This window comes from Mesosutterella faecium (genome assembly GCF_022809315.2).
Lineage (GTDB): Bacteria > Pseudomonadota > Gammaproteobacteria > Burkholderiales > Burkholderiaceae_F > Mesosutterella > Mesosutterella faecium.
Genome location: NZ_JAKZJU020000001.1, coordinates 1,957,437 through 1,982,097 on the forward strand (window position 1 = coordinate 1,957,437; position 24,661 = coordinate 1,982,097).

16 protein-coding genes are annotated in these 24,661 nt (G+C 60.8%); 8 read left to right on the forward strand and 8 right to left on the reverse strand.

Annotated features, from left to right (window positions below):
• Positions 1-219: 219 nt before the first annotated feature.
• Entirely contained in the window at positions 220-669 is a 450-nt protein-coding gene (locus tag MUN46_RS08940) for a hypothetical protein (RefSeq protein WP_243376353.1), read from the forward strand.
• Between the two features lie 148 nt (positions 670-817).
• On the opposite strand, the gene MUN46_RS08945 is transcribed toward MUN46_RS08940, so the two are convergent.
• Positions 818-2,050 carry an MFS transporter gene (locus MUN46_RS08945; protein WP_243376354.1) on the reverse strand — a complete coding sequence of 411 codons (1,233 nt, stop codon included), beginning with the start codon at positions 2,048-2,050 and terminating at the stop codon, positions 818-820.
• Between the two features lie 215 nt (positions 2,051-2,265).
• On the opposite strand from MUN46_RS08945, the gene MUN46_RS08950 reads away from it, so the two are divergent.
• Positions 2,266-2,658 carry a winged helix-turn-helix transcriptional regulator gene (locus tag MUN46_RS08950; RefSeq protein WP_243376355.1) on the forward strand — a complete coding sequence of 131 codons (393 nt, stop codon included), beginning with the start codon at positions 2,266-2,268 and terminating at the stop codon, positions 2,656-2,658.
• A 181-nt stretch (positions 2,659-2,839) separates the two neighbouring features.
• Here MUN46_RS08950 and MUN46_RS08955 read toward each other — a convergent pair whose 3' ends face one another.
• Positions 2,840-3,331 carry a GNAT family N-acetyltransferase gene (locus MUN46_RS08955; RefSeq protein WP_243376356.1) on the reverse strand — a complete coding sequence of 164 codons (492 nt, stop codon included), beginning with the start codon at positions 3,329-3,331 and terminating at the stop codon, positions 2,840-2,842.
• A 902-nt stretch (positions 3,332-4,233) separates the two neighbouring features.
• Here MUN46_RS08955 and MUN46_RS08960 point away from each other — a divergent pair.
• A complete protein-coding gene (locus tag MUN46_RS08960) occupies positions 4,234-4,455 on the forward strand; it encodes an ESPR domain-containing protein (RefSeq protein ID WP_243376357.1) in 222 nt (73 codons plus the stop codon).
• 454 nt (positions 4,456-4,909) lie between these two features.
• On the opposite strand, the gene MUN46_RS08965 is transcribed toward MUN46_RS08960, so the two are convergent.
• On the reverse strand, positions 4,910-5,989 hold the full coding sequence (locus tag MUN46_RS08965) for an IS110 family RNA-guided transposase (RefSeq protein WP_285230548.1): 1,080 nt from the start codon (positions 5,987-5,989) through the stop codon (positions 4,910-4,912).
• 182 nt (positions 5,990-6,171) lie between these two features.
• On the opposite strand from MUN46_RS08965, the gene MUN46_RS08970 reads away from it, so the two are divergent.
• Positions 6,172-9,402, forward strand: coding sequence for a bacteriophage T4 gp5 trimerisation domain-containing protein (locus tag MUN46_RS08970; protein ID WP_285230596.1), 3,231 nt, complete (start codon positions 6,172-6,174; stop codon positions 9,400-9,402).
• A 246-nt stretch (positions 9,403-9,648) separates the two neighbouring features.
• On the opposite strand, the gene MUN46_RS08975 is transcribed toward MUN46_RS08970, so the two are convergent.
• Positions 9,649-10,443: a class I SAM-dependent methyltransferase gene (locus MUN46_RS08975; RefSeq protein ID WP_243377702.1), complete on the reverse strand. Its 795-nt coding sequence runs from the start codon at positions 10,441-10,443 to the stop codon at positions 9,649-9,651.
• A gap of 182 nt (positions 10,444-10,625) precedes the next feature.
• Complete coding sequence (locus tag MUN46_RS08980) at positions 10,626-12,131, reverse strand: FAD-dependent oxidoreductase (RefSeq protein WP_243377703.1); 1,506 nt, start codon at positions 12,129-12,131, stop codon at positions 10,626-10,628.
• Between the two features lie 250 nt (positions 12,132-12,381).
• Between MUN46_RS08980 and MUN46_RS08985 the strand changes: the two genes are divergently transcribed.
• Positions 12,382-13,599 (forward strand): MFS transporter, encoded by a 1,218-nt coding sequence (locus MUN46_RS08985; protein ID WP_243377704.1) that lies wholly within the window; start codon positions 12,382-12,384, stop codon positions 13,597-13,599.
• An 11-nt stretch (positions 13,600-13,610) separates the two neighbouring features.
• Here MUN46_RS08985 and MUN46_RS08990 read toward each other — a convergent pair whose 3' ends face one another.
• On the reverse strand, positions 13,611-15,749 hold the full coding sequence (locus MUN46_RS08990; RefSeq protein WP_243377705.1) for a DNA/RNA helicase domain-containing protein: 2,139 nt from the start codon (positions 15,747-15,749) through the stop codon (positions 13,611-13,613).
• Between the two features lie 145 nt (positions 15,750-15,894).
• The gene (locus MUN46_RS08995) at positions 15,895-17,199 is read right to left on the reverse strand and encodes a purple acid phosphatase family protein (protein WP_243377706.1); all 1,305 of its coding nucleotides are present in this window, start codon (positions 17,197-17,199) and stop codon (positions 15,895-15,897) included.
• Between the two features lie 1,133 nt (positions 17,200-18,332).
• Between MUN46_RS08995 and MUN46_RS09000 the strand changes: the two genes are divergently transcribed.
• The 3 genes from MUN46_RS09000 to MUN46_RS09010 all read left to right on the forward strand — a co-directional run bounded on the left by MUN46_RS09000 (position 18,333) and on the right by MUN46_RS09010 (position 21,873).
• Entirely contained in the window at positions 18,333-19,493 is a 1,161-nt protein-coding gene (locus MUN46_RS09000) for an ATP-binding protein (protein ID WP_243377707.1), read from the forward strand.
• A 143-nt stretch (positions 19,494-19,636) separates the two neighbouring features.
• Positions 19,637-21,367 carry an IS1634 family transposase gene (locus MUN46_RS09005; protein WP_285230558.1) on the forward strand — a complete coding sequence of 577 codons (1,731 nt, stop codon included), beginning with the start codon at positions 19,637-19,639 and terminating at the stop codon, positions 21,365-21,367.
• 284 nt (positions 21,368-21,651) lie between these two features.
• Positions 21,652-21,873, forward strand: a complete 222-nt coding sequence (locus MUN46_RS09010) for a hypothetical protein (protein WP_243377758.1) — start codon at positions 21,652-21,654, stop codon at positions 21,871-21,873.
• 608 nt (positions 21,874-22,481) lie between these two features.
• Here MUN46_RS09010 and MUN46_RS09015 read toward each other — a convergent pair.
• Positions 22,482-24,272: an FAD-dependent oxidoreductase gene (locus MUN46_RS09015; protein ID WP_243377757.1), complete on the reverse strand. Its 1,791-nt coding sequence runs from the start codon at positions 24,270-24,272 to the stop codon at positions 22,482-22,484.
• Positions 24,273-24,661 lie beyond the last annotated feature (389 nt).

The window sequence follows — 24,661 nt, forward strand, 5'->3', positions numbered from 1 at the left end:
CGGACCACGGCCCCGACAGCATCTGCCGCTTTCATCTCTTCGCCGCTGCCCGAAAGCCGTGCGCTGCCCGCCTATAATCGACAGGCATCTGCCCGGCGGATCGATGAAACCGCGCAATCTGATGTTTCAACTGCTTATTTCATGATTCCATGATTCTTGAACCGCCGGGTCTCGCCGGACGAATCTTCCCGGCTTCATCAGATGAGCTCAGGATAAAAAATGAAGAATGAACCAGGGCTGAGGGCTGGAATTGTGGAGTCGGGGCAGGTTGAAAGCTCCTTTCCTGAACTTATTCCGTCCATTAGAAGAATCATTTTTGAGGACGGCGGGTTCTTTGGCGGCTACAGAAGGACGGCGGTTCACTTTTCCGGCGACAAGGCCCTCTTCGATGTGGAAAAAACAATAGGCACCGCGCCGGACGAGGCCCTGGGGCGATGCGCAGAAATGGCGAAATCCGAGTTTCTCGCCGAGGTTCGGCAGCTTCACATTGAACAATGGGCGAAAAACTACCGCTCCCCTGATTTGGACGGAGAACAATGGACACTGGAAATCCGCTTCTCCGGCGGGCGCAGGCCTCTGAAGATTGAGGGCAGCAACGCCTTCCCGCCGAACTTTGAAAACCTGCAGCGGCCCATGGCCCCTAAAAAGGACAGGGCCGGCAAGGCGTAAAGGGCGGCAGGCTGCGCTTGAATGAGCCGGCTTTAGGCCCCGGGGCTGCGGCTCCGCCCCCCCTGCTCCAGAAGAGCGCGGGAAGCGCCGGATCCTTTCCCAGAATGAACCAGCGCTTCGCCGGATGCGCAGAGGACGGCGCTCGGAATCACCCCGCAATTTCAGCTGCCGCCGCCGCGGAGCAGCAGGCGCGGGGATTTCCTTTGGCGGAGAGCTCCCGGGCCTCCATCTTCATGGACACCACCGTGAGAAGCACGGCCGCAGCGGCCATGCCGGCAGCGGCAAGCGGCGTGCAGGCAAGGCCCGCGTGGTCGATCACCAGGCCGCCCAGGGTGGCGCCGACGGTGATGCCGAGGCTGAAGGAAGCGATGTTCAGGGAAGACGCAAGGTCCACGGCCGAAGGAACATTCCGCTTGGCAAGAACCAGGATGTAGGACTGGAGGCTGGGAATGCTCATGAAGGCCATGATGCCCATCAGGCTGACGGCGGCAAGGGCGGGAACGGTGTGTGGAAGCGCAAAGTAGAGGCCGGCGAGCACCAGGGCCTGGACGATGAAAATGAAGAACAGGGCGTGAAGCTGGTTCCCGTTTCCGATTCTGCCGCCGGCGGTGTTTCCGATCGCCACGGTCACGCCGTAGAGGACGAGCACCGCGCTCACCATGGGGGCGTCAATGCCGGTGACTTCCGTGAGCAGCGGCGAGAGATAGGTGAAGGCGGCGAAGGTGGAGCCGTAGCCCAGGATGGTGACCGCCATCATGAGAAGAACGTGCGGGTGGGTGACGAGCCGGAGCTGATCCCTCGCCGAGGGCGGGTTGGACGAGGTCCGGATGTCGTCGGGAAGCGCGAGCTTATTGAGCGCCAGAGCGACGACGCCCACCAGCGCGATGCCGAAGAACGGAATCCGCCAGCCGGCCAGGCTGGAAATATAGGTGCCGAGCGGCGCTGCGAAGGCTGTGGCAACGGTAAAGCCGCTGAAGATGAAGGCCACGGCGCCGGCCGCCTTGCTGGGGGGCACCATGCTCACGGCCGCCGCCGAGGCGATCGAGAAGAAGAGGCCGTGGGCCGCGGCGGAGATGATACGGGCCGCCAGGAGCGTGAAGAAGGTGGGGGCGAGAGCCGTGAGCACGTGGCCCGCGATGAAAAGGACGATGGAGGCAAGGAGCACCTTTTTGCGCGCCTGCCGGGACGTCAGGGAGGTGAGCAGGATGCCGCCGATGCCCTGCCCCAGCGCATAAAGGGACACAATCAGGCCCGCGGTGGATGTGGAAACGGAAAACTCCTCGGAAATCTCCGGCAGGATCCCGACGCCGATGAACTCCGTAATGCCGATGCCGAAAAAGGTGGACGCCAGGGCGATCAGGGCAAAGGTTGTCTTTGACATGAACTTCACTTGAAACACCTCAATGAGTCAAAAAAGTCGTTGTGCTTGCAATGCCTGAAACGCCGCAAGTACCCGGGATCAGCGGCTTTCAGAACTTTCGATGGCGAAAATATACAGACGGACTTAAGCCCTGAAAAGTACGCACTTCATGGTGCTATAGGCACTAAAAAGTGCCAATTAAGGCAAAATAAGAAAAAACCAAGAGGAAAATTTTTTTGAAAAAAATTTATCATCTCGCGGTCGACGCCACCCTCGATGTCATCCGCGGCAAATGGAAGCTGCGGATCCTCTGCCATTTGGGAAACGGAACGCTCCGCACCGGGGAGCTCCGCCGCCTCATGCCCGGCATTTCGCAGAAAATGCTGACTCAGTCCTTAAAAGAGCTGGAAAACGCCCATATCGTGAGCCGCCGCTCCTATAACGAAGTGCCGCCCCGCGTCGAATACAGCCTCACGGAGCGGGGCATGAGCCTGCGCGACATCCTGGTGGAAATGTCCGACTGGGGCTCGGCCCTTGTGAAGGCGAGGCAGGAAGAAGGCGACGACGTCCGGATCCTGAATTCGGACGACGAGGGATTCAAGAATATGGGGAGTCAGGCCAATAAATAATGCGGGGCCGCGGGCTCGGACGCTTCGCTGGGAATCGCCCTCTGCCGCCTGTTCCGATGTCGCCAGGGCTGCGCCCCGAAAAAGAGCTCTCCGCAGGGAAAAGGAGCGCAAGTCTTTCCAAGGGCGGCTCCGGACCGCCCTGCTTTCTCTCTATCCGTCCTTTCCACTGGGCTTCAGTCTTTCAGACCGCGAGCTCCCAGTAGCCCACATCCAGATAGCGGCCCTTCTTGAAGCCCGCCTCGGTGATGGTGCCCGCGTACCGGAAGCCGAATTTTTTATGCAGCGCGATCGAGGCCTCGTTCGTCCCCGTGATGATGGAGACCACGCGGTGCGTGCGGGGGTCTTCCTTCGCGAGCGCGATGATCGCGCCCATCAGCTCCCGGCCCACGTGCCGGCCGCGGCACTCCGGGGCCACATAAATGGAAAGCTCCACGGTCGAATCGTAGGCGGCCTTGCTGTTGAAGGTGGAAAGCGTCGCGTAGCCCGCCGGAACCCCGTCCGCCTCTGCGACGATGAGGGGGTGGTTCCCGACGTTGTGGGCGTCGAACCACGCCTGGCGCTCTTTGAGCGTGAGGGGCTCCGTGTCGAAGGTGGCCACGCCGTTCACCACCTCGTAGTTATAGATTTCAAGCAACTTTGGCAGGTCGGCCTGCACCGCGCGTCTGATGTTCATTTTTTTTGCAGAAGAAGGCTGTGGCTGGATAAAAAAGCGGGCATTTGCTGAAAACGGTCCGGCAGTCCCCGCCTCCTGTTCCCTTCCAAAGGACGGACTCCGCTCATCGGAAGCAGCGCGGGAAGCGCCGATACAAGCTGAACGGTAAGCCTAATCCGAAGTTGCCGCAAGCGGGCTGCCGCCGGTCCATCATGGCCGCCGGAATTCCGGCTCCGCAGGACTTCTTCTCATCCGCGGCATCCCGGCCGCCTGAACGGCTGCATTTCAAGACAAATTGCAGGCTGTCCGCGTCTTACGTGTTGCAAGCCCCTGTCTGACAGGGCAGATTGTGTCTTAGCGCGTTTCATTAGAAATCGCAGTGATTCTAATTTAATTATTAAGTTAACGGTTTTTAACAATAAACAAAATGTTATTTTAGGTTAAGTATTATCATATTTATGTAAAAAAGGGGTGTGTTTTGCCTTAGCTTCCGCTCTCAAAAAATACGGTGGTCCAGGGTTTGATCCGCCCCCGTTGTCTGAAGCAAGAGAAAGGCTCAAGGCATGAGAGAAAATTCGCAAACGCTCGCTGCCGGCCGAGTCCGCCTGACGCTCTGCCTCCTGTGCACCCCGCCGCCGGCTCCCGCCCCGCGTTTTACGCCTGTTTTTTCCTCTGCCCCACTCCCTGCAGCCCCTTTCCTTCGTACTTCCCGACACAAGCGCCTAACGCGCTGCTTTCCGGCTTTTTCCCTCCGTCCCCTCCCCGGCAGCAGAGAAACACCAGCAAGCCCCGGTTGCGTGCCTTCCAAATTCCGCGGCAGCGCCCCGGCCGACTCTGCTTCAGAGCACGGCCTGAGGGCGCGAGGAGAGCGGCGAGTCCCGGCCCAAGGAAACTTTTATCAACAAGCCTGAGGAGATTTTGTAATGAACACGATCTACAAGGTCATCTGGGACGCTTCCAGAAGCATGTTCGTCGTCGCCAGCGAATTCGCGAGATCGCACCGGAAGGCTGCCCGCAGAGCAGCCTCTGCAGTCCTTCTTGGAGGAATCGCCGCAGCCGGGGCCGGGGGAGCGGCTTATGCCGCAGACGTGACCCAGACCTACGACTCCAGCCTGACTACATACGTGGTCAGCCCAAACTGTTGAGGCGTAGTTTCCCTAACGGGGCATGCGCAAGCATGCCCCAACTTTAAAAATCTCAATTAAAAAGCTCAAATCGAAGAATCAGCATCGAGCCGCCGCACCAGCGCGCGCATGATCAAAACACTTGCGCGCGCCCATTATTGCGGCGGCGAGCACCGAATTCCATCTGCCGCCACAACCTGATTCTCATAACCATCCCTGCCGATGCACTTGTAGCGCCAGCTCTTCGTGTGATGAGGAGGCTTCACAGCAATACGTCCGCGGTCGTCATGAGGAAGGTTTTCTCTTCCTCGCCGCCTAGTGATATTCGGGTGCGGCGGGATCGCACTATAAACGTCGCAGTTTCATAAACTTAAACTATTGTATTCACCTGCGTTTTCCCGCCGCCTTGAGCCGGATCGTCACTACATCATTGGCCTTCGTGGTCCTGAGAAAATATTCTTAGCTGTTCTCCGGTTTAAGCCGCAGCCCTCGATCTGCCGGCTTTGATGGGCTGAGGTCTGTATTCCATGCCTTTCTCACAGAGTATTCTCCAGGCGATGCGGGCGAGCTTTGCCGCGATGGCGCAGACCTTGACGCCGTATTTCTTTCCGGACGCCTTGATCTTCCGGACCCATTCGCCAAGAGCTCCCTCGAGCCTGTCAGCCATGATCATCAAAGCCGAGGCCCCCTGAACTAACATGGATCTGGGGTGTTTCGGTCCTCTCTTCGTAATGTGGCCCAGGGTGTCCCTGTCTCCAGTCGAGTTCTGGCGGGGCACAAGGCCGAGAGAAGCCGCAAACTGCCGGCTGTCGCGGAAGCGGGAGGCTTCCCCGCAGTGCGTGAGGAGAGCGCCGGCGCATTTGGGGCCAATGCCCGGAATTGTCATCAGACGCTTCGAGGCCTCGTTTGCACGCACGAGTTCGTCATATTTCTGTCCGGCCTTTTTCTCCCATTCAGAGGCCTCGAGCCAGGAGTCCCGTAGCATCAGGAGGGCTTCCCCTGCCAAAGGCGTCAGATCCTTCGTATGCGTCTCTATGAACTCCGGCAGCTGTTCGGCTATGAACCGGCTTGTTTGAGGACTGCTTAAACCATATTCGAGCAGCAGGGCGTGAATTCTGTTTCCGAATTCTATGCGGGTCTTCATGTAGCCCTGATAGATGCGCTGCAGGGACTGGAGATCCTGCTGCGCCTGGGTTTTCGGGACCACATAGCTGATGCCTGGAATGTACCAGGCCCAGGCGATGTAGGCGGCGTCAAGCATGTTGTTCTTCTGATGCCCGCACCGTATGCGCTTCACATCCCCGGGGTTCAGGAGGCGTCCGTCGTGCCCCAGCGCTTTCACCTTGCGGACGAAGCAGTGGCTTCCGCCGCAGGCCTCCATCAGAACGGAGGCCCGGGGCATGTTCGCAAGCCTTTCCAGCAGCTTTTCCTTCGAAATGCGGGGCAGCTTCAGGGCTATCTTCCGATCTTTGTCAAAACCAACAACATCACACTGAGTTTTGGCAAGGTCGATGCCGATGACAACAGCGGGATTGTTTGAGAGGGTAGAATTCATGGCGGAGCGCTCCTTGGTTGGGTATACCTCAGTTATAGCCCCGGGCGGGGTTATGTTCTGAGAAGCAAGGGCGCTCTTTTTGTTTTCAGCTACGGTTTTCATGATGGACGGTCACCGCGAGTAAGGCCCCGCTGTAGGGGGCTGACCATCTCATTAACATTGCCGGCACCCAGCGCAGCACGGTGGGCGGCGAGCTCTACGAGACGGTCACAAGCACCGTGCGCGAAACATACAAGCAAAACCAGGAAACCCACGTCGGGAAAAACCAGGTCAACGAGATCGGCAACCAGAGCAACACAATCCACGGTAACCAGAGCACCAGCATCGGCGGACAGGTTACGGAAACAGTCGGCGGCAACGTACACGAAACCTACAACGCTGATCAGGACACCTATGTCAAGGGAACACGGACCCTCCGGGCCGGAACCCAAAACAACCAGATCAGAGGCCAGCAGATCAACAACATCGGCACCCACTTGACCACCACTGTCGGAGGCCGGCTCACGGAAACCGTGACCGGGGGCGTCGCGGAGTACTACAACGGCGGCCAGGAGACTTCGGTTCAAGGCCATCAGAACAACCTTGTCTACGGCGAAGAGTACAACTATGTCGGCGGAAGGCTTCGTGAAACCGTCAAGGGGGACGTGCTTGAAAACTACGAGGGCGGCCAAAAGACTACGGTCAAAGGGCTTCAGACCAACCTCCTCGACCGCCAAAGCAACAAAATTGCACTCGACCAGTCCACAGAAGTCGGCCGCGACCAGAGCAATGTCGTTGGCGGCGAGCTCTATGAGAAGGTCACTGGCGATGTCCACGAAATCTACAAGGCCAACCAGGGCACCGACGTCACGGGCTCCCAGACTACTACTGCCGGCGGCCAGCTTTCGGAGACTGTAGCGGGCAACGTGGAAGAAGTTTACAAGGGGCACCAAAGGACTGCAGTCACTGGGAATCAAACTAACGTTGCAGGCGGCTTTCAGATCAACAATGTTGGCGGCTTCCTCACCGAGGAAGTTGGCGGCGACGTGGACGAAACCTACAAGAAAAATCAAAGAACCAAGGTCACGGGAGACCAGACCAATGTCGTCGGCGGCGTCCAGCGCAACACTGTCAACGGCTATGTCCAGGAGACTGTTGAGGGAGTCGTTGACGAAACCTACAAGGGCGGCCAAAGAACGACCGTCACCGGGCTGCAGACAACCATCACAGACAAACAGACCAACAAAATTGCACTCGACCAGTCCACAGAAGTCGGCCGCAACCAGAACAATACTGTTGGCGGCGAGCTCTATGAGAAGGTCACTGGCGACGTCCACGAAATATACAAGTCCAATCAGGCCACTGATGTCAAGGGCACTCAGATCAATACTGTCGGCGGCCAGCTTCAGGAGACTGTAACCGGGCTGGTCACCGAAAACTACAACGGAGGCCAGACGACCACGGTCAAGGGAACCCAGAACAATACTGCTGATGACCAGAACAACAAAACCACCGGTTATCAGCACAACATGGTCGGGGGATTCCTCCAGGAGGACGTCACCGGCAACGTAATTGAAAACTACCAAAGCAATCAGACAACCACGGTTAAAGGAACCCAGAGCAACAATATCGGCAGCCAGAACAATACGATCAGCGGTTATCAGCACAACACCGTTGGAGGCTGGCGCCTGGACGAAGTCACGGGCAATGTGACTGAAAATTACAAAGGCGGCCAGTCGACCACGGTCTACGGCGGCCAGAACAACACGGCCAACGGCTACCAGCACAACACTGTCAACGGCTTCCTTCTGGAGGATGTCACCGGCAACGTGACCGAAAACTACCAGGCCAATCAGACAACCACGGTCAAAGGAACCCAGAGCAACAATATCGGCAGCCAGAACAATACGATCAGCGATTATCAGCACAACACCGTTGGAGGCTGGCGCCTGGACGAAGTCACGGGCAAAGTGACTGAAAATTACAACGGGGGCCAGGAGACCAACGTCACCGGAGACCAGTCCAACAAAGTCACAGGAAACCAGAGCAATACGGTCACCGGAACTCTCAAGGAGACTGTGACCGGAAAGGTGACGGAGAACTACAACGGCGGGCAGGAGACGAAAGTCGAAGGCGACCGGGTCAGCACGGTCACGGGCGAACTCAAGGAAACGGTGGGGAAAGACGTGACCGAAGACTACCGTTCCAACCAAACCACTACCGTCGCCAAGGATCAGACTGTCAACGTCAAGGGTAATCAGACGAACAACGTCGAGGGCCAGCTCCAGGAGACCGTCAAGGGCGATGTGACTGAGGATTACAAGTCCAATCAGACCACTACCATCGCCAAGGATCAGACTGTCAACGTCAAGGGTAATCAGACGAACAACGTCGAGGGCCAGCTCCAGGAGACCGTCAAGGGCGATGTGACTGAGGATTACAAGTCCAATCAGACCACTACCGTCGCCAAGGATCAGACTGTCAACATCAAGGGCAGCCAGGCAACCACCGTAGCCCTGAACCAGTCCAACACGGTGAGCGGGAACCAGACCAATACGGTCGGAGGCACCCTCACAGAGACTGTAGCGGGGCTCGTGACTGAAAACTACAACGGCGGCCAGACGACGAACGTCGCCGGCGACCGGACGGTCTCCGTCACCGGCAGTCAAAGCTCCACGATCGGCGGCAATCTCGACACCCGGGTGAGCGGCGCCATGACGAACAGCGCCCGCTCGATCTCCAATACAACGACGGGCGACCTCACCAACACGGTGGGCGGCAGCCTCACCAGCAGCGTCACCGGAGCCTACGGCCTCAGCGCGGGATCCATCAGCACCGAGGCCGGCACGACGATTCTCCAGCAGGCCGGGCAGTCCATCACGCAAAGGGTGGGATCGACCAGCTTCGTGATGACCGAGGGCCGGCTCGACGCGGGCGGGGCCAAGTTCACCAACCTCGCCCCGGCCCGCATAGCCCCGGACTCCACGGACGCCGTGATCGGCAGCCAGCTCTGGGCGGCGAACAACCGCATCAACAACCTGAGCGAAGACATCGCGAAGTCCGGCGCCGCCGCGGCGGCCCTGGCCGCCCTGCACCCGCTTGACTTCGACCCGAACCACAGGTTCTCGATCTCCGCGGGCCTCGGCCACTACAAGAGCAGGGAAGGCGTTTCAGTCGGCGCCTTCCTGTACCCGACCGACACGGGCAACCTGCTCCTTTCGGCGGGCTACGCCGCATCGGCTTCCGACAGCCACATGGTGAACGTGGGCCTTTCCTACCGCTTCGGCGGCAGCTACACGCATCCGGCCGACTTAAAGGCGGAGCTCGCTGAAGAAAAAGCGAAGAACCGCGATCTCGCGGCCAGGCTTGACGCCCTGCAGACGAAGTTCGACGCTATCGCCGCAAGGCTCGACTCGCTCGAGGCCAGAAAGTAACCGCGGGGAAGAGCCGCTGCCGGCCCCGGCCGATCCGAAGCGATCGAATCCAGCCGCCCCGGCAGGGGCCGCGGTTCGGGAAGCCCTTCAGACAGCCCTGCCTGAAGGGCTTTTTTAAAGCGCCCGCGCGTGAAGCACGGCTCTGAAGCCTCTGAGGCGGGCCCCGGGCCCGTGCGGGGGCAAGGACCGGGCCGGGCGTCCGGCACCCGGCGGACCAAAAGAGGGAAGCCCGCTTCTACTGCCGCCTTACTTGCGGCCGATCAGGAGCTCGGAGCCCGAGAGGTTGAGCTTCCAGGATTCCTTTTTCGTGATGAACAGGCCGTCGGTCGTGTCGAGGAGCTCGACCTTCTCAAAGCCCGCCTTCTTCAGCTTTTCAACGTAGGCGTTCATGTCCCCGAACTTCTCCTTTCGGCCGAAGTAGTCGTGGAGCACGAAATGCCCGCCCTTTTTGAGCACCCGCATCGTCTCGTCGATCAGCTTTCCCTTGTTGAGGATGGAGGAGCTGCTGTAGAGGTAGTTGCTCACGACGAGATCGAAGGACTCGTCGGGATAAGGCAGCTTCGCGGCGTCGGCCTTTTCGAAAGTCACGTTGGGGACGTTCTCGGCTCGCGCGTTGGACTCGCAGAGCGCGAGGCTGCCGCTGCCGCCGGAAAACACCCGCGGCCAGGTGTCGATGCCCACCATGCTCGAGCGCGGGTGGCGCCGGGCGACCTCGATCGCGAGAGCGCCGGTTCCGGTCCCGAGGTCAAGCCCCTTTCCTCCCTCGGCCAGCTTCGCGCGGGCGGCGATGTCGTCGATGATCCGGCGCGCGTAAGAGCCTGAATCATTCAGGTCGAAGGCGCGGGTGAGCCTGATCATCACCGCACAGGCCCCGGCGAGAATCACCAGCGCAATGCCGAAAAAGAACAGGGAGAAGGTCCGAATCGCCCCGGGCGCGAGGCTCGAAAACGCCGTGACCACCCCGGTGAGCGAGACCGCGGTCGCAAAGCCGGTCGCGTAAAGAAGGCTGCGGGGGATCCAGTTTTTATAGTCGGGCTTCATCGCTTGCTCCGGTCGAAAATGAACCCTTTATTATCTCTCGGCCGGAGGAAACGGTCCCGCGGCCCCGGAAAGCGGGAAAAGCCCCCGGGCCTGGCCCGCCCCGGCCCCGTCCCAGGGAGAGAGAGTGAGACGCAGGCGGCGGGGCCGGGGTGCAGCCGGGAGTAAAGCCCCTTTCCCCGGGCTTACCGGGCGGCCGAGGCGATCCTGCCCACAATGAGCCCCGAGGCGACGACGTCGCAGAGCCTCGTGGAGATGGACCCGCAGGTGGAGCCCGCCGCATAGAGTCCGGGGATCGGGGCGTCGTCCGAGGCGCGCAGGGCCTGGAAGTCGGGGTTCACCTCGAGCCCGCCCTCCGTCTTGTAGGCCAGCGGCCAGTTCGCCGCCGTGATGTAGTACGGGGGAGTCATCGCGCGAAACAGCGGATCGGTGCGGCCGAACTCGGTGTCCCTGCCCGTCTTCCCGTCCCGGTTGATGCGGTCGATCGTCTCGCGCAGCCCCTTCGGGTCGACTCCCACTTTGGCCGCGAGCTCTTCGGGCGTGTCCGCCTTGAAAAGCCCGTGCCCCGCCAGCGCCTTGTCGAACTGCCAGCGGTCGCGGTTGGGGCCGCGGAAGGTCTTCTCGTCAAAGACCGCGTAGCCCACCTCGTTGTGCGTCGACAGGAGCTTGAGCGCGCAGCCCGAATAGCGCGACTCGTGCTCGTTGGTGATGCGCCGCCCGGCCTTCGTGACGAGAAAGGCCGTGTCCACGTCGAACATGATCCAGGAAACCCCGGGCGTGCCCTTCCTGGGGCCTGCGTAGAGCTTGGGCATCGACTCCATGTCTTCGATCGCGGCCCCTGCCCTGCGGCCCATCACGATGCCGTCGCCCGTGTGGTCCGTCGGCACTCCGTCGCCCACGGCGGTAAAGCCCGTCTGGATCCCGGACCAGAAGCGCTTGTAGCGCTTCATCATCGCCTTGTTGTTGAGGAATCCCCCGGTGGCGATCACGATCGAGCGGGCTCGGATCGCGACCGGGCTGCCGCCCGAGACCGGGCGGGCGATGACGCCCACCGCGCGGCCGCCGTCCATCACAATTTCCGAGGCCCTCGTGAGCGGGAGGATCTTTCCGCCGCGGCGCTCGATCTCGGAGACCATGCCTTCGGCGAATTTGCTCATCGAGCCGTTTTCAGTCGGGCACTGGAAGGGCTTCGCAGGGTTCATCCTGCGGAACTTGATCCCGTAGCTCTGCACGAAGGCGACCACCCGGGGCGAATATTCGGCCGAGCGGTGCAGGACCTCGGGGTTGTGCTTGTTCACGCCCGAGTAGATCACCGAGAGGCGCAGGTTGTCGCGGACCTTGGAAAGCGGCTCGTCGTCGACCCCGGACTCGATCTGCTTCCAGTAGTCCTCGACCTCGACGTGCTGCGTGATGCCGGCCGCGTCGTGCAGCGGCGTGCGGGCGCTGTAGAACTGGCCGGCCGAGAGCACCCCGTCGCCCCCGAACCAGGCGCGCTTGTCGATCAGCATCACCTTCGCGCCGGCCCTCAGAGCCGTGACGCCTGCCGTGAGGCCCGCAAGCCCCGCGCCTACGATGAGCACGTCGGTCGTGCGGTCCCAGCGCCGGGGCGACGAAGCCGAGGCGCTGCGAACCGGGAGGGCCGCCGCGGCGCCAAGGGCTGCGGCCGAGGCGAAGAAGCTCCTTCTGTTCATGATCTTAATGTTTTCTCTCCTTGATGGAAAAACGAAACGACAATCCCTGCGTGCCGGAGAAAATATAAAGAAAGAGATTAAAAAACAAATATATGAAATGCCTTTCGCTTCGTTAGCCAAAAGCTAGCGAACAAGCCCCCGGGGCCGCTTTCCCCGCTTTCCCGGTGGCGCAAATCCCGCGCGGGAGGCATCATGCAGGGAGGCGCCGCCCCAAGGCCGCCCGCCGATTACCGCCAGAAGGAAAAAGCCCATGACCCCTGCGAGCCCCCGCAGCCCCGGACGAACCCTCGCGCTTTTGTGCCTCATCGGCTTTTGCGCGGGCTCGATCTACGCCTGGAGCGTGCTCGCGGCCGCAAAGGCCGAAGCGCTTGCCGCAGCCGGCGCCGCGGCGGGCGCCTCGGGGCTCTCGCTCGCCTTCGGGATCGCAAACGGCATCGGCCCGGTCCCGATGATCGCGGGGGGCCTCGCGAACGACCGCTTCGGGCCCCGCCCGGTGATCATCGCGGGGGCGCTTCTCATCGGCTCGGGGCTTGCCGTCTGCGGGCTCGCGCAGGAGGCGGCCCAGGTCATCGCGGGCTACGGGGTCCTCTTTGGCCTGGGGCTCGGGCTCTCCTACGGGGCGGTGGTAAGCACCGCCGTCCGCCTTTTCCCCGGGCGCCGGGGACTCGCCTCCGGGCTCGTCACCGCCTCCTACGGCCTGAGCTCCGTGCTCGTGCCCCCGGCCGCCCAGGCGCTGATCGAATCGGTCGGCATTGCCGGCACGTTCTTCACGCTCGGGGCGGTCTTCGCCGCCGTGATGACCGCATGCGCCCTCGCCGCGGATCTTCCGGGGGCCCGAAGCGCCGCGGCCGGCCCCCGCTCCGGCGGGCTTTCCCCGCGGGAGATGCTCCGAGCCCCCGAGTTCCTCCCGATGATCCTGGTGCTTCTTACCGGAGCGCTCGCGGCGATGATGGTTCTCTCGCAGGCCGCCTCGATCGCGAGGGACCTGATCGGGGCCGGCGCGAAGGAGGCCGCGCTCGCGGTTTCCTTCATCGCCCTCTTCAACATGGCCTCGAGGCTCGCCGCCGGACACCTTTCCGACCGCCTCGGGCGCCTTCCGGTGCTCGCGGGCGCGCTGGCCGCGGCCTTCGCCGCGCTGGTTCTGCTACTTTTTGCCGGCCGCGGCGACTACGCCCTCTTTCTTCTCTCCGGGGCCCTCACCGGGGCGTCGCTTGGCAGCTTCATGGCCGTCTACCCGGGGCTTACCGTCGACCGGTTCGGTCCCGCCCACGCCGGGGTGAACTACGGGATCGTCTTCTGCGGCTTTTCCGCCGCGGGGCTGCTCGGCCCCGTGATCGCGGGGGCTTTCGGCGCGGCGGGGGCCGGCGGCCGCGCGGGCACCGCGCTCGCCCTGGCCGTCACGGCGGCGAGCTTTCCCTGCCTCGCGCTGCTTTCCCGGGCAATCCGGCGAAGCGGACGGCCGGTTTAAAGGGATCGGGTTCAGCCCCGGGACTTCGAAAAGTCCCGGGCGAGGGCGAGCTTTGCCTTCAGGTAGTCGGAAAGCGCCTTGTCCTCGCAGTAGACCCGGGCCCCGCGGATCCCGCGCGAAAGCAGCACCCGGTAGCAGCGCTGCACGTACTTGAGGACGAGGCCGCTTCTCAGGCGGCGCTTTTCTGCGCCCTTGAGGCCGCAGCCGCTTCCAAAGAGCCCTGCCTTTCCCGCCGAGTCCTTAAAGGAGTCGTAGTCCGCGAAGACTTCCTTTTTCACCGGGTCGTAGCGCAGGTCGCGCCCGATCAGGACCCCGACATAGTCGAATTCGAGCCCCTGACAGGTGTGCACGCAGCCCACCTGGCCGCGGGTGCTGTCGAGGATGGCCCACTCCGTGGAGCTTTTCCGGCTGTTCCAGGGCAGCGACACCGCCACCCGCCCCTCGTGGTCGTGAACCTCGACGTCGTTGACCTGGGCGTCCGGGTTCACGCCCTCAGGCGACCAGTCCCAGGCGTAGCCCGCGAGAAGCCTCGCGCCCTCGAGCACGCCGCCTTTCTGGAGGCTGTGCCCGGCGGGCAGCTTCGCATTGATGTCCTCGACCCAGCGCACGAGCTCCCGCGGATCGTCAAGGACATCGAAATCGAAAGCGCTCCTGTCCCACCCCTCCTCGTTTGCCGTGGCCCCGCTCCGGCGCGGCATCTGAAGCGCGTCCGAGAGCCAGTTGAGGAACCCTTCGGCTCCCTGGCAGCGAAACTGCGCCTCGAGCCTGAGCGGCCCCACGACCTCGGCCCCGTAGTGCGAGGCCACCTCGCGGATGCGCTCGACGCTGCCCTCGTCGACCGGCCGCAGGCTCTGCTCCTCGTCGAGGAAGAACACGCAGACCGCGGCCGCGCGGATCACGTCCTGCACCATGGAGCTGCCGCGGTACATGTTGGTCCGGGTGTTGAGCCTGTGGGCCTCGTCGACCACCAGCACCGAATAATCCGGAGCGATGAGCGCGGGGTCGAATCCGGGGCCGGAGTCGCTGCGCGACTCGGGCTTGAAGAAGGTGGTCGCCCCGCGGAAGAAGCAGTTCACGTCGCCCGCGCGCCGCAGGCTCTCGAACCGCTCGGAGGGCTTCACGCCCTTTAAGACCGCGAGCAGCGCGTTGCGGTACGAGGCGGTGGGCGAGACGAAGCGGATGTTGCGGGCGAAGGAGTCGGACGAGAGGCTTCGCAGCAGCTCCGCAAACACCGTGAGCGCCACCACGGACTTGCCCGTTCCAGGGCCCCCTTCAACGATGATGGCCTTCCGGGCGAAGCGCCGCTGCCCTTCTGGCTTTTCGAAGGCCTCGCAGTCGCGCTCGACCGTGAGCTTCGCCTGCGTGAGGATCCGCCGGTAGGCCACGTACTGGTCCTCGATCAGAACAAAGCCCTCGCGCTTAGTCTTTGAAAAGAGCCGGCCGACCTCTTCGATGAGGCGCGGGGAGGGCGTGAGGCGCCCGTTGAGGAGCTCCCAGGAGATCGCCCGGCCGCGGCCGGCTCCGACGGCCCGTTTCAGGTAGCCCGCAAGGCGCGACTGGTCCCGCGCGTCAAAAAGCGGGGCCTGCCTCACGTACACGTCGTTGGGCGGCGCGGACAGGCTCGCCTTGTCCGTGTAGTCGTTGTGCAGGTACGCGCAGGCGCGCGGGCGGATCTTCCCCTCGTAGACCGGCGCGCACATCGAGCGAAGGAACCGCTCGTAGGAAGAGGCCTGGAGGCTCGGGTGCGTGAGCACGCGGTCCCTTCCTCCCACCCGCGTCTCCACGAGCCCCGGATCCTCGGGCAGGGGCCTTGCGCTACTCCACTGCTTGAGCTCGATGATGACGAAGTTCGCAGCGCCCTTCTCGTCGTGCCCGGTCACGATCACGTCCACCCGGCGGCTCGTGCGCGGCAGCCGGTACTCGAGCAGCACCCCGCAGTCGTCCGGCAGAGCGCCCATGGCAAGGGCTTTCTCGACGTAGCCCAGGGAGTTGGACCAGGAACGGAACTCGCTCGTGCGGGTGCGCTGCGCCTCCTCGGGCGAGAGCGGCGCGCCCGAACGGAAGATGTCCGCGAGCATGAGCGGGATGAGGTGCGGATCGCGCATGTCGGCGCGGAACCGGCCAAGCGAATTGTGGTAGACGACGGGCATGCCGGGCTTCTCGCCTCCTTAAAAGGGGGCCCTGATTCCGAAAAAAAGGAAAAGGGAAAACAGAGTCCTATCATAGCCTGCGGAAAGCCGCTTTCCGCCCGAGGCCCGGGTGCTTCCTTCAGATCCCCGCTTTTCCCTGGCGCCTTCAGGCCGCGCCGCCCTTTTTCACGAGCTCCGCGCGGTCGAACTCTCGGCCGTCGGGCAGGAAGCACTTCACCGAGAGCCTTCCGCTGTCCGCCTCAAGGAGGAGGTAGTTGCCGAGCTCGGGGCGCGTCCCCCGGACAATGTCGAGCTTGTGCACGGCCGCGATGTCGTGGGGAAGGTTCCCCGCCACGCCGCAGACGAAGTAGCAGGGGCCGGAGGCCGCGCGGCGGAAATTTCGGATGTGCCCGCGGCGGCGGTAGGTGTGAAGGTGGCCGGCGAGGACCAGGTCCACCCCGCTGTCTTCGAAAAGCGGCATCAGCGCGCGGCCGGTCTTCGAGAAGCCCACCTTGAGGCCGGGCTTTTTCGCGCTCGGGTAGTGCATGATGTCCTTGTGCATGAGAACCACGGTCCAGGGGCGGTCGGTCTTCCTGCCCTTTTCGAGGAACCAGGCCTTCATCGAGGCGAGGAGCCCGGGCCTGAAGTCCTCCGCATCGAGCCACTGGGTGTTGAGGACCACGAAGTGCACGGGGCCGGAATCGAACGTGTAGAACCAGCGTTCGAGCCCCGGCACGCCGTTGCCGGGGACGGTGAAGAACTCAAGGTAGGGCGCGGGGAAGGTCCGGCTGAAATGCCGCTCGCCGGGCCGCATCCGGTAGCACTCGTGGTTGCCCATCACGGGGGCGATCGGCTGGCTCATCGCGCCGGGCCGCACCGCCGCGAACCAGTCCTCCCAGTAGCCGAGCTTCGAGCCCATGTCGACGAGATCCCCGAGGACGGTTGAAAAGTCGGCCCCGGGCTGCTGCTTCTGAGCCGCGCGGTAGATCTTCTTCCATGTTTTGAAGAGGTCCTTCGACTGGGTGTCGGTGAAGACAAGCGCCCGCACGGCCGAGTCCGACGCGGTCCGAAAACCGTGCCAGCGGCCGCTCTCCCCGATCCGGTACTCGTAGGAAGCCGCAGGATCCAGGCCCGTGAGCTGCACGGCGTGCAGCGGGAACCCGAGTCCCTCGAGCGTCACGCCGCGGGCGGGGCTCTCGATCGACTTGAGAAGCGTGCCGGAGCCCGCCGCCCGAAGCTCCAGCCGGTCGACTCCGGGGTTCACCCATTCGACCGTGACGCTGCGGGCCGTGTCCGCCCCCACCGTGAGATGGGGCGTGTGAAAGGCGCCAGCGAGCCCGCCCTTCTTCCCGTCCGGTTCCGCGCGGACTGCGCCTTCGCCCGAGGCACAGCCGGCAAGCAGCGCCGCGGAGCCCGCCGCCGCTCCCGTGAGGAGCCGGCGCCTCGTAATCGCCAAGAGCCCTTTGTCCATGTCCCTCTCCTTTAAGACGACGGCCTTTCTTCCTTTTCAAGGCCTGGGAGCGGTCGCGCGGAGATTCCGCTGGCGGCGGCAGGGCGCGCCCCGGGAGCTCATTTTAGATTTTTGGCCGAAAAATCCCATTTCAGAAAAAGCCCGCGGTTCCGGGCTGCGGCCCCGCTTTCGTCCTTGCCGCCTGCCCCGCCCGCCTGGGCGCTTGATCTGGCGCTCTTCCGGGCCTGGATGGTTCGGGGCCGCCATCCAGAGGCATCCTCCGGCTCCTGCTGCCCGCGGGGAAGAGGGGCGCGGCATTTCGCGAAGCGGCAGGCAGAAAATAAAAAACTGCGGGAATTCAACAGACATTGAATTCTTCCGCAGTTCCTTTTTAAAAAGGTCCACAAAACTTATTCATATTATCAAAAAATATTCGTTTTAAAAGAAAACACCCTCTTTTTATGGGATGGCTTTCTTAAATTGCTTAAAAAATAGGCAGTACGACAAATCACTGAATCCGAAACAGGATTTTCGAAAAAGGGCCGAGTTATCCAAAGGAGCTGTGGAAAAATCGAAAGGGGGTTTCCGGATTAAAAGCTTTAATTTAAATTTATTTTGCAATCTATTGATTTTTAACATTTTCATATTATTTTTATTTTCTCTTCGAAAAAGGGGCTCCCGGCCCCTTCCGGGGCTTTCCGGGGCCTGGCCCTGAAGTCCCTGATTTGCCGAAGCTTTCCTGAAAGAACGGGCGTGCGCAGCCTCCAGGGACTTAAGCATGCGGGGACCGCCTCCGCGGCCGGCGGGCCCGCCCCAGGTCCCGGACATATTCACCCCGTCTCTGGAACATAAGGCACGGGCCGGGAGAACGACAAAATTCGTCAACCGCAGTGAACGATTTTTACGAAAAATTCGTTCAACGGACTTTACGAATTTTTTAGGAGCGGAGCATGGAGACGGCCGAAACTGCTGAGGCTGATCCGGTTCCGCGGCCGCTCCTCCGCCCCAGGGCTCCTCCTGCCCGCCGCCAGCCAGGAGCACCGCGTTCAATACCTGACGCCCTCCGCCGAACCCGGGGAACAGGAAAATCAAAGGAATTCCTGGAACTAAAATTTTGGAAAAGCCTGACCATTCACCCTTTTTGAACTTTCCTTATGTCTTTCATTGAGCGCTCGGTTGCCGCGCTCCTGCAGAGCAGCAGGCCTTCCAAAGCCTGCGTGCTCCTGGGGCCCCGCCAGGCTGGGAAAACGACTCTGCTGAGCATGCTCTCCGGCCGGGGTTCTGCCGCCTGGTACAGCGGTGACGACTGCGCCTCTGCCGCTGCCCTCCTTGGCCTGCAGGCCTCCTCCGACATCAGGACCCTGCTGTTGAGCGCGGATACCGTCATTATTGATGAGGCGCAGCGCATACCGGGGATCGGGCTCCTCATCAAGCGCCTGGCAGACGCAGATGCCTGGCTAGAGAAACCTGTCAGACTGTTCGCTGCCGCCTCCTCCTCTCTGGAACTTTCTGCCGGCGTCAGAGAATCGGCGCTGGGTCGCATCGAAGAAATCTGCGTCTGGCCCCTGTCAACGGCAGAGCTCGCCGGCTCGAGCAGCTGGGGAACGACCCTGCAGAACCTGGGCACCCGCATTGTTTACGGAACTTACCCGGAAGTCTGCACTCACCCGGAAGACGCAAAGAAAATTCTCATCAACCACTGCGGAGCGATGCTTTACAAGGATCTGTTTGATCTTTCCGGCATCCGCTTCAGCATCAAATTTGAGAATCTGGTCCGGCTGCTTGCAAGGAGCATAGGCTCCGTCGTCACTTACGAAGGACTGGGCCGGGAAACCGGCCTGGCAAAAGCTACGGTCATGGACTACATCCGGCTGCTTGAGGAGTGCTTCATCATCAAGGTCTGCCCCTCTTTCTCAAAGAACCTGGGCAATGAAATGAAAAAAGGCAAAAAGATTTACTTCTGCGACACAGGAATCCGAAACGCCGTCATCCGGGACTTCTCCCCTCTGTCGTCCCGCGCCGATGCCGGCGCACTCTGGGAAAATTTCTTCTTCATGGAGCGGGTCAAGTACCACAGCCTGCAGCAGGACTTCTCAGAAATCTATTTTTGGAAAACAACCGGACACAAGCCGCAGACAGTCGACTTCATTGAACTGACGGATCAGAAAATGCGCGCCTTTGACTGCAGGCTGTCTCCAAAGGCCCGTGCTAAGTCTTCGGAAGCGTTTATCAAAACCTACCCAGACTGCCCGCTGGAAGTTGTCTCTCCCAATGATCTGATGCGGCTCTGGCAGCCCAAACTCCCATTTAACTGATCAAGAAAAAGGATGACGTAAGTCAAACAACCTCTTATTAAAGTTGATAACTCCGTGATTTCTTTGAAAAAGAAATTGTGGAGTTTTCTTTTATAATGTAAAATGATCCATATTTTATTAATAATGATCATAAAGGCTGTCCCATGCGCCGAAACAACCCTGACAGATGGCATTTCACTGTTGAAACAAACGCCCAAGGACTTTCTTACGTCTATGCCTATCAGACACGCTGGGATCCAGTGAAAAAGCAGTCCCGCCGCAGCGCGAAACGCTATGCGGGGCGGCTGCATGAGGATGGCAGAGTGTCGTTTGGGAAGCGCTTCCTGGCTGATTTTCCCGCCTATGCCGAAGGTGACTTCTTTTACGGAGTCGACAAAACCCTCGTGGATGAAGTGACCTACCGGCAGGACTTTCCGGCCGCACCCGGACCCAAGCCAGAGGAAGATCCGGAGCTGGATGAGACGCTCAGCGCCGGCGTGACCTGGGCGGCCGAGTCCATTGCCGATCAATCCGGGATGCGCAGCGATTTGAAAGCAGTCTTCGGAGACGATGCCAATGACCTGCTGGCGCTTGCCATTTACAAGCTTGACAACGGGGGATCAATGGCCGCCTGCGAGGACTGGCGGCGCAACGTTTACCTCCAGACCCGCAGCCGGCTCAGCTCCCAGCGCATCAGCGAACTGATGGAAAGCGTGAAGCAGAAGAATGTCGAGAGTTACTTTGCCCTGCGGCACCAGAGGATTCTCGAGCAGGCGAGAAGCCGGCAGGAGAAGACTTTTTACGCCTTGGACAACACTTCCGTCTCCACGTACTCGACTACCATCGATGATGCTGAATTCGGGCATGCCAAACGCGATCCAGAGCTCAGGCAGATCAACTACACCTTTGTCTGCGACCAGGCCACCGGCGACATTGCCTATGCGCATGCCTATGCGGGCTCCGTCAATGACGTCACCGCCCTGAGCGACATTCTTTACCGGATGAAAAGCGCCGGATTTGACCTTGAAGACACGGTTCTTGTGACGGACCGAGGCTATGGGAGCCTCTATAACGTGCAGAAGATGCTCGATCTCGAGCTGCGCTTCATTCAAGGCGTCCGCAGGGCCGAAGACTCAGTCCTGCGTGCGCTTGACCGCTACAGCGCGTCTCTGCGCGACGTGAGCTTCTACAACCCCAGGCTCGAGGTGTACGCAAGGACGATCAAGGAAGACTGGACCCGGAATACGGATTTCGGCCCCGTTGGAAAACCGGTCTACGTCCACCTTTACCGCTTTCCGGGAGGAGATGAGCTTGAGATGAAGCAGCTGGCGGCCAGAATCGAGGATCTGCTGGACATCCTCAATGAAGGCGGCAGGCGGCCCGATGACCTGTGGAGAAGCTGCGGGCGCTTTGTAGAAAAGGTCTCTGGCAGGAACGGAGCGCTGAGATGGGTCAGGAAAGATGACGCAATGCGGGACGCCTGCCGCTATGCCGGCATGTTTGTTCTGCGGACCAATGAGGAAGAGGATCCCTTCCGCGCTCTTTGGGCTTATCGCCTGAGGGGACGGGTCGAACTCGACTTCAACCAGTTCAAGAACCAGGTAGACGGAGACCGTCTGCGCTGCTCGCAGACCGGGTACATTGGAAAGCTGTTCATCTGCACTCTGGCCGCCGCCATCAGGCTCATGATGCTGAAGCGGGCCCGCGACTGTGCTGCTCCGGGAGTCTCTCTCCCGCACAACTCGATTGACTGCCTGCTGGCAAAGCTAAGGTGCATCAAGGCGGACAAACGCCCCAGCGGCAATGCCTGGGTGACGCGGCCCATAACGAAGAAGCAGCGGGATTTTCTCTCGCTGCTTCTGTCGGTGCCCTTCCCGCCTAAAGTCCTGCGTTAGGGATCAGTTAACCGGGAGTTTAGGTGGCAGGAAGCCTGACGCGTCCCCTCTTCACCCGGGGCTCTCACAAAAACTTCCCTGAGGTGCACTGCAGGAGGGCGGCCCCTTTGGCCGCCTCCATTCAGCCGCCTCTATTCAGCCGCTTCCGCAGCTTCGAATATCAGTGAGGGCCACGGCCTGTCGCTTTTGACCTGCGGGAAAACTCTCTGCTCCACCGAAAGTGCAATCAAACGCACAGAAGACAATACAATTTCACTAGACATCACCATCAGGAGGTCAAGGAAATGCCGGAAAGGAGCCTCTCTGAGGAAGAGAAAAATTTGTCGCGCACGGGAGCTGACTGCAGCAGAAATGACGCCGGCGGCCTCACTGTTCGAGATAAACTGGCGGTGCCTCCTGCTTCTTCTGAACGACACCGGTTAATGAAGAAAAGCGCCCTTAAAGGGGAACTGAAGCCGATATTTGATGAATTTGACTCGTTGTTCAAGGCCCTTTCGGAAAAATAACTCACGTTCTGCCTGCCGCTCGCTACGAGGTGTTGTGAATTAAACCTTCCAGGAACCCTTTGCCCTCCGGCGCATCGCAGGTCTGCCAGCCCCTGGAATCTTCATCAGCACCCCTAACAAGCGAAAGGCAGCCCGGCAAAGAAGTACTCAAGCGCCGACGTCACCCGAAAGAGTTTGTGCTGTGTGATTAGCAACATTTCCTGCCCCTGAGCCCCCTGCCGCAGTCCTCCGCAAGTCTGGCGCAAGATAAAACCACACCGGTTTGTATCATCCATCCCCCTTTTACCTTTAGGTTTTTAGGCCATCTTCTCCTTTTAAGCCAGCAGTTTTTCTTCCAGCATTTGCCTGCGAAGGAAGGAGGCATAGCCGGAAGCCTCTGCATCAGCAATTCGGTGTCCGGACACGGGCGTTTGTCCGCTCTTCCGGCCCATGCACTCATTTCCGTGCGCCGAGGGCGGCGCATGGCGGCCGGCCGCCTCCAAGAGAAAAGCCACCTTCCGGATTTGCAGGGAGAAAAATTCCCGGCCTCCTTCCCTTTTGGCTGCTCAAGCCGCGGGAAGAAAAGCAGGCCGGGAACCGATTCAGGAGACGAGCTGCCTCTGCGCCTTTCAGCGCCTGATCTCCTTAACGATCACATCGCTCACAGACTTGCCCGAGGTGATGCCCCAGCCAACGTTGGCGCCAGGAGCGGAATCGGTGCCATGGACGCTGTTGCCCACCTCGCCTGCCGCATACAGATGGGGAATAGGCCTGCCGGCCTTGTCGAGGACGTGCAGCGAGGTGTCCAGGACCACGCCGCCCATCGTCGTCGCAAACCGGGGCTTCTGCTCAACGATGTAATAGGGACCCTTCCCGGAGATCGTCTTCTTCATGAAGCGGACCGGACGGCTGAAGTCCTCGTCCTTTCCGTTCTTCACGAAAGAGTTGTACCGGGAGACCGTCTCTTCGAGCGCCCTGGAGTCGATGCCCGCCCGGTCGGCGGCCTCCTTGAGCGTCTCGCCGTGGATGAAGAGCGGGGCCTGGCTGCCGTTGTTCTTCAGCCACTGATCGATGTCCGTCTGGGAGATGCCGTTGTTCGCGCTCACGGACCTGAAAGCCTCGAAGCTCGGCTTGTCCATCAAGAGAAACAGGGTGTGCTTCGGCTGCTTCAGAAGCACGGACAGGATCGCGTGGCCCGTTCCCTTCTCGTTTACGACCCGCCTGCCTTTCAGGTCGACCAGGATGCCGCTGTTGTCATAGGCGGCGTTGTTGCCCTGAAGAGTGGATTTGGCGATGCCCGGAGAACTTTCAATTCCCTGCGGATAGATCTTCCCGTACTCCATCAGCTGCATGGCCGCGCCCGCTTTTTCAGCCATTTTGTGACCGTCCCCGGTAGAGGAAACCGGGCCGTAATAAAGGGCGCTCTTCAGGTCTCCCTGCAGCATCTCCTTGTTGTAGCCATAGCCGCCGGTCGCAAGGAGCACCGCCTTCGACTTGATGGTGTACGACGTCCCGTCGGAGGCCTTCGCCCGGACCCCGGTCACCGCCCCCTTCCGGGTGATCAGGTCCGTCGCCCTGGTGGAGAGCATGACCTTCGCCCTGGACCTGCCCAGGACCTCACGCAGGGTCTGTGCGTATCTCGGGCAGCCGCCCAAAAGCGGAATGACGCGGGGCGTCTTGTGCTCGGCACGGAAGGCAAATCCTTTTTTCATATCGAGCTGCACGCCCTGGCTCACCACCCAGTCAATGCTCCGGCCCAGATTTTCCGCATAAAAGGTAAGGCCCGACAGATCGTTCTTCTGCTGGCCGTTGGCCATCAGGTCAAAGGCGAACTTGGTCGGCGTGTCCGTCTTCTCGCCCAGCGCCCTCTGCGCGGCGGATCCTTCTGTGTCGACCACGCCCCCGCAGATGCTGGAGGCCCCGCCCAGGAATTCCTGCTTTTCAAGCAGAATGACCTTGAGGCCCTGCTGAGAGGCGTTGATGGCCGCGATCATGCCAGCAGCGCCTCCTCCGATCACGACAAGGTCAGAGGACAGCGTCTTCTTCGCGTTCACCTGCCTGGCCCGGACGGGCTTGAGCAGCGCATTCACGTCGCCGCCCGCCTGCTCCACGCAGTTCGCCACGGCCTGCAGAATCGCGACGCTTGAAACCGTCGCGCCGGAAACCCGGTCGACGCCAAGCGACTGATACTGCTGAATGCGTCCCGGGAGCTTCTTCACGGCCGTCTGGCCGATGCCTACAGTCTCCTTGTTTTCTCCGACAACGATTTTTTCGATCTTATTTTTGGAGAAAGTCACGGTAACGGGAACCATCCCGTTCTGCCCGGGGTACTCGGCCCTGTAGGTGCCCGGTGTATAAGCAAGAGCGGTTCCCGCAGCGGCCAGCAAAACAAACGGCAGCGTTCGATTGAGCTTCATCATGCAATCCTCTCCTTTAAGGTTGAACGTTCAGCAAGAACAAATCTATGAACGCCATCCTAAAAAGTGAACGAGGAATTGCGCCAATGGATTTACGACCTCTTTTCACAGCCAAACACTCCTTAACAGCGCTGTTGCCGCGTCTGCGGCCTCTTTCATCTGCCGCCTGAGGAATGAAGCGAAACTTTTGGCGTCCCTGCCAGGCCATCGGATCCATGACTGTTCTGAGACTTTCGTTCAGGTACAGGGCACCGGTTCTCATAAGATCCGCTAAAGCGTTCTTGAGTGCTTCGTTTTTTAATAAAATGGAATAAAAAATATCTTTTTAAAGAATTAATTTAAATCCAACCTTCGTCTTTTCTTGTGTCAAGAGATTTGAAGCGCCTTCGAGG

What these genes read in the sequence shown, in the direction of transcription:
- MUN46_RS09005 (WP_285230558.1), top strand. Translation starts at nt 19,637, where the DNA reads ATGCGCCGAAACAACCCTGACAGATGGCATTTCACTGTTGAAACAAAC.
- MUN46_RS09010 (WP_243377758.1), top strand. Translation starts at nt 21,652, where the DNA reads ATGCCGGAAAGGAGCCTCTCTGAGGAAGAGAAAAATTTGTCGCGCACG.
- MUN46_RS08990 (WP_243377705.1), bottom strand. Translation starts at nt 15,749, where the DNA reads ATGCCCGTCGTCTACCACAATTCGCTTGGCCGGTTCCGCGCCGACATG.
- MUN46_RS08945 (WP_243376354.1), bottom strand. Translation starts at nt 2,050, where the DNA reads ATGTCAAAGACAACCTTTGCCCTGATCGCCCTGGCGTCCACCTTTTTC.
- MUN46_RS08940 (WP_243376353.1), top strand. Translation starts at nt 220, where the DNA reads ATGAAGAATGAACCAGGGCTGAGGGCTGGAATTGTGGAGTCGGGGCAG.
- MUN46_RS09015 (WP_243377757.1), bottom strand. Translation starts at nt 24,272, where the DNA reads ATGATGAAGCTCAATCGAACGCTGCCGTTTGTTTTGCTGGCCGCTGCG.
- MUN46_RS08965 (WP_285230548.1), bottom strand. Translation starts at nt 5,989, where the DNA reads ATGAATTCTACCCTCTCAAACAATCCCGCTGTTGTCATCGGCATCGAC.
- MUN46_RS08975 (WP_243377702.1), bottom strand. Translation starts at nt 10,443, where the DNA reads ATGAAGCCCGACTATAAAAACTGGATCCCCCGCAGCCTTCTTTACGCG.
- MUN46_RS08995 (WP_243377706.1), bottom strand. Translation starts at nt 17,199, where the DNA reads ATGGACAAAGGGCTCTTGGCGATTACGAGGCGCCGGCTCCTCACGGGA.
- MUN46_RS08960 (WP_243376357.1), top strand. Translation starts at nt 4,234, where the DNA reads ATGAACACGATCTACAAGGTCATCTGGGACGCTTCCAGAAGCATGTTC.
- MUN46_RS08985 (WP_243377704.1), top strand. Translation starts at nt 12,382, where the DNA reads ATGACCCCTGCGAGCCCCCGCAGCCCCGGACGAACCCTCGCGCTTTTG.
- MUN46_RS08955 (WP_243376356.1), bottom strand. Translation starts at nt 3,331, where the DNA reads ATGAACATCAGACGCGCGGTGCAGGCCGACCTGCCAAAGTTGCTTGAA.
- MUN46_RS08980 (WP_243377703.1), bottom strand. Translation starts at nt 12,131, where the DNA reads ATGAACAGAAGGAGCTTCTTCGCCTCGGCCGCAGCCCTTGGCGCCGCG.
- MUN46_RS09000 (WP_243377707.1), top strand. Translation starts at nt 18,333, where the DNA reads ATGTCTTTCATTGAGCGCTCGGTTGCCGCGCTCCTGCAGAGCAGCAGG.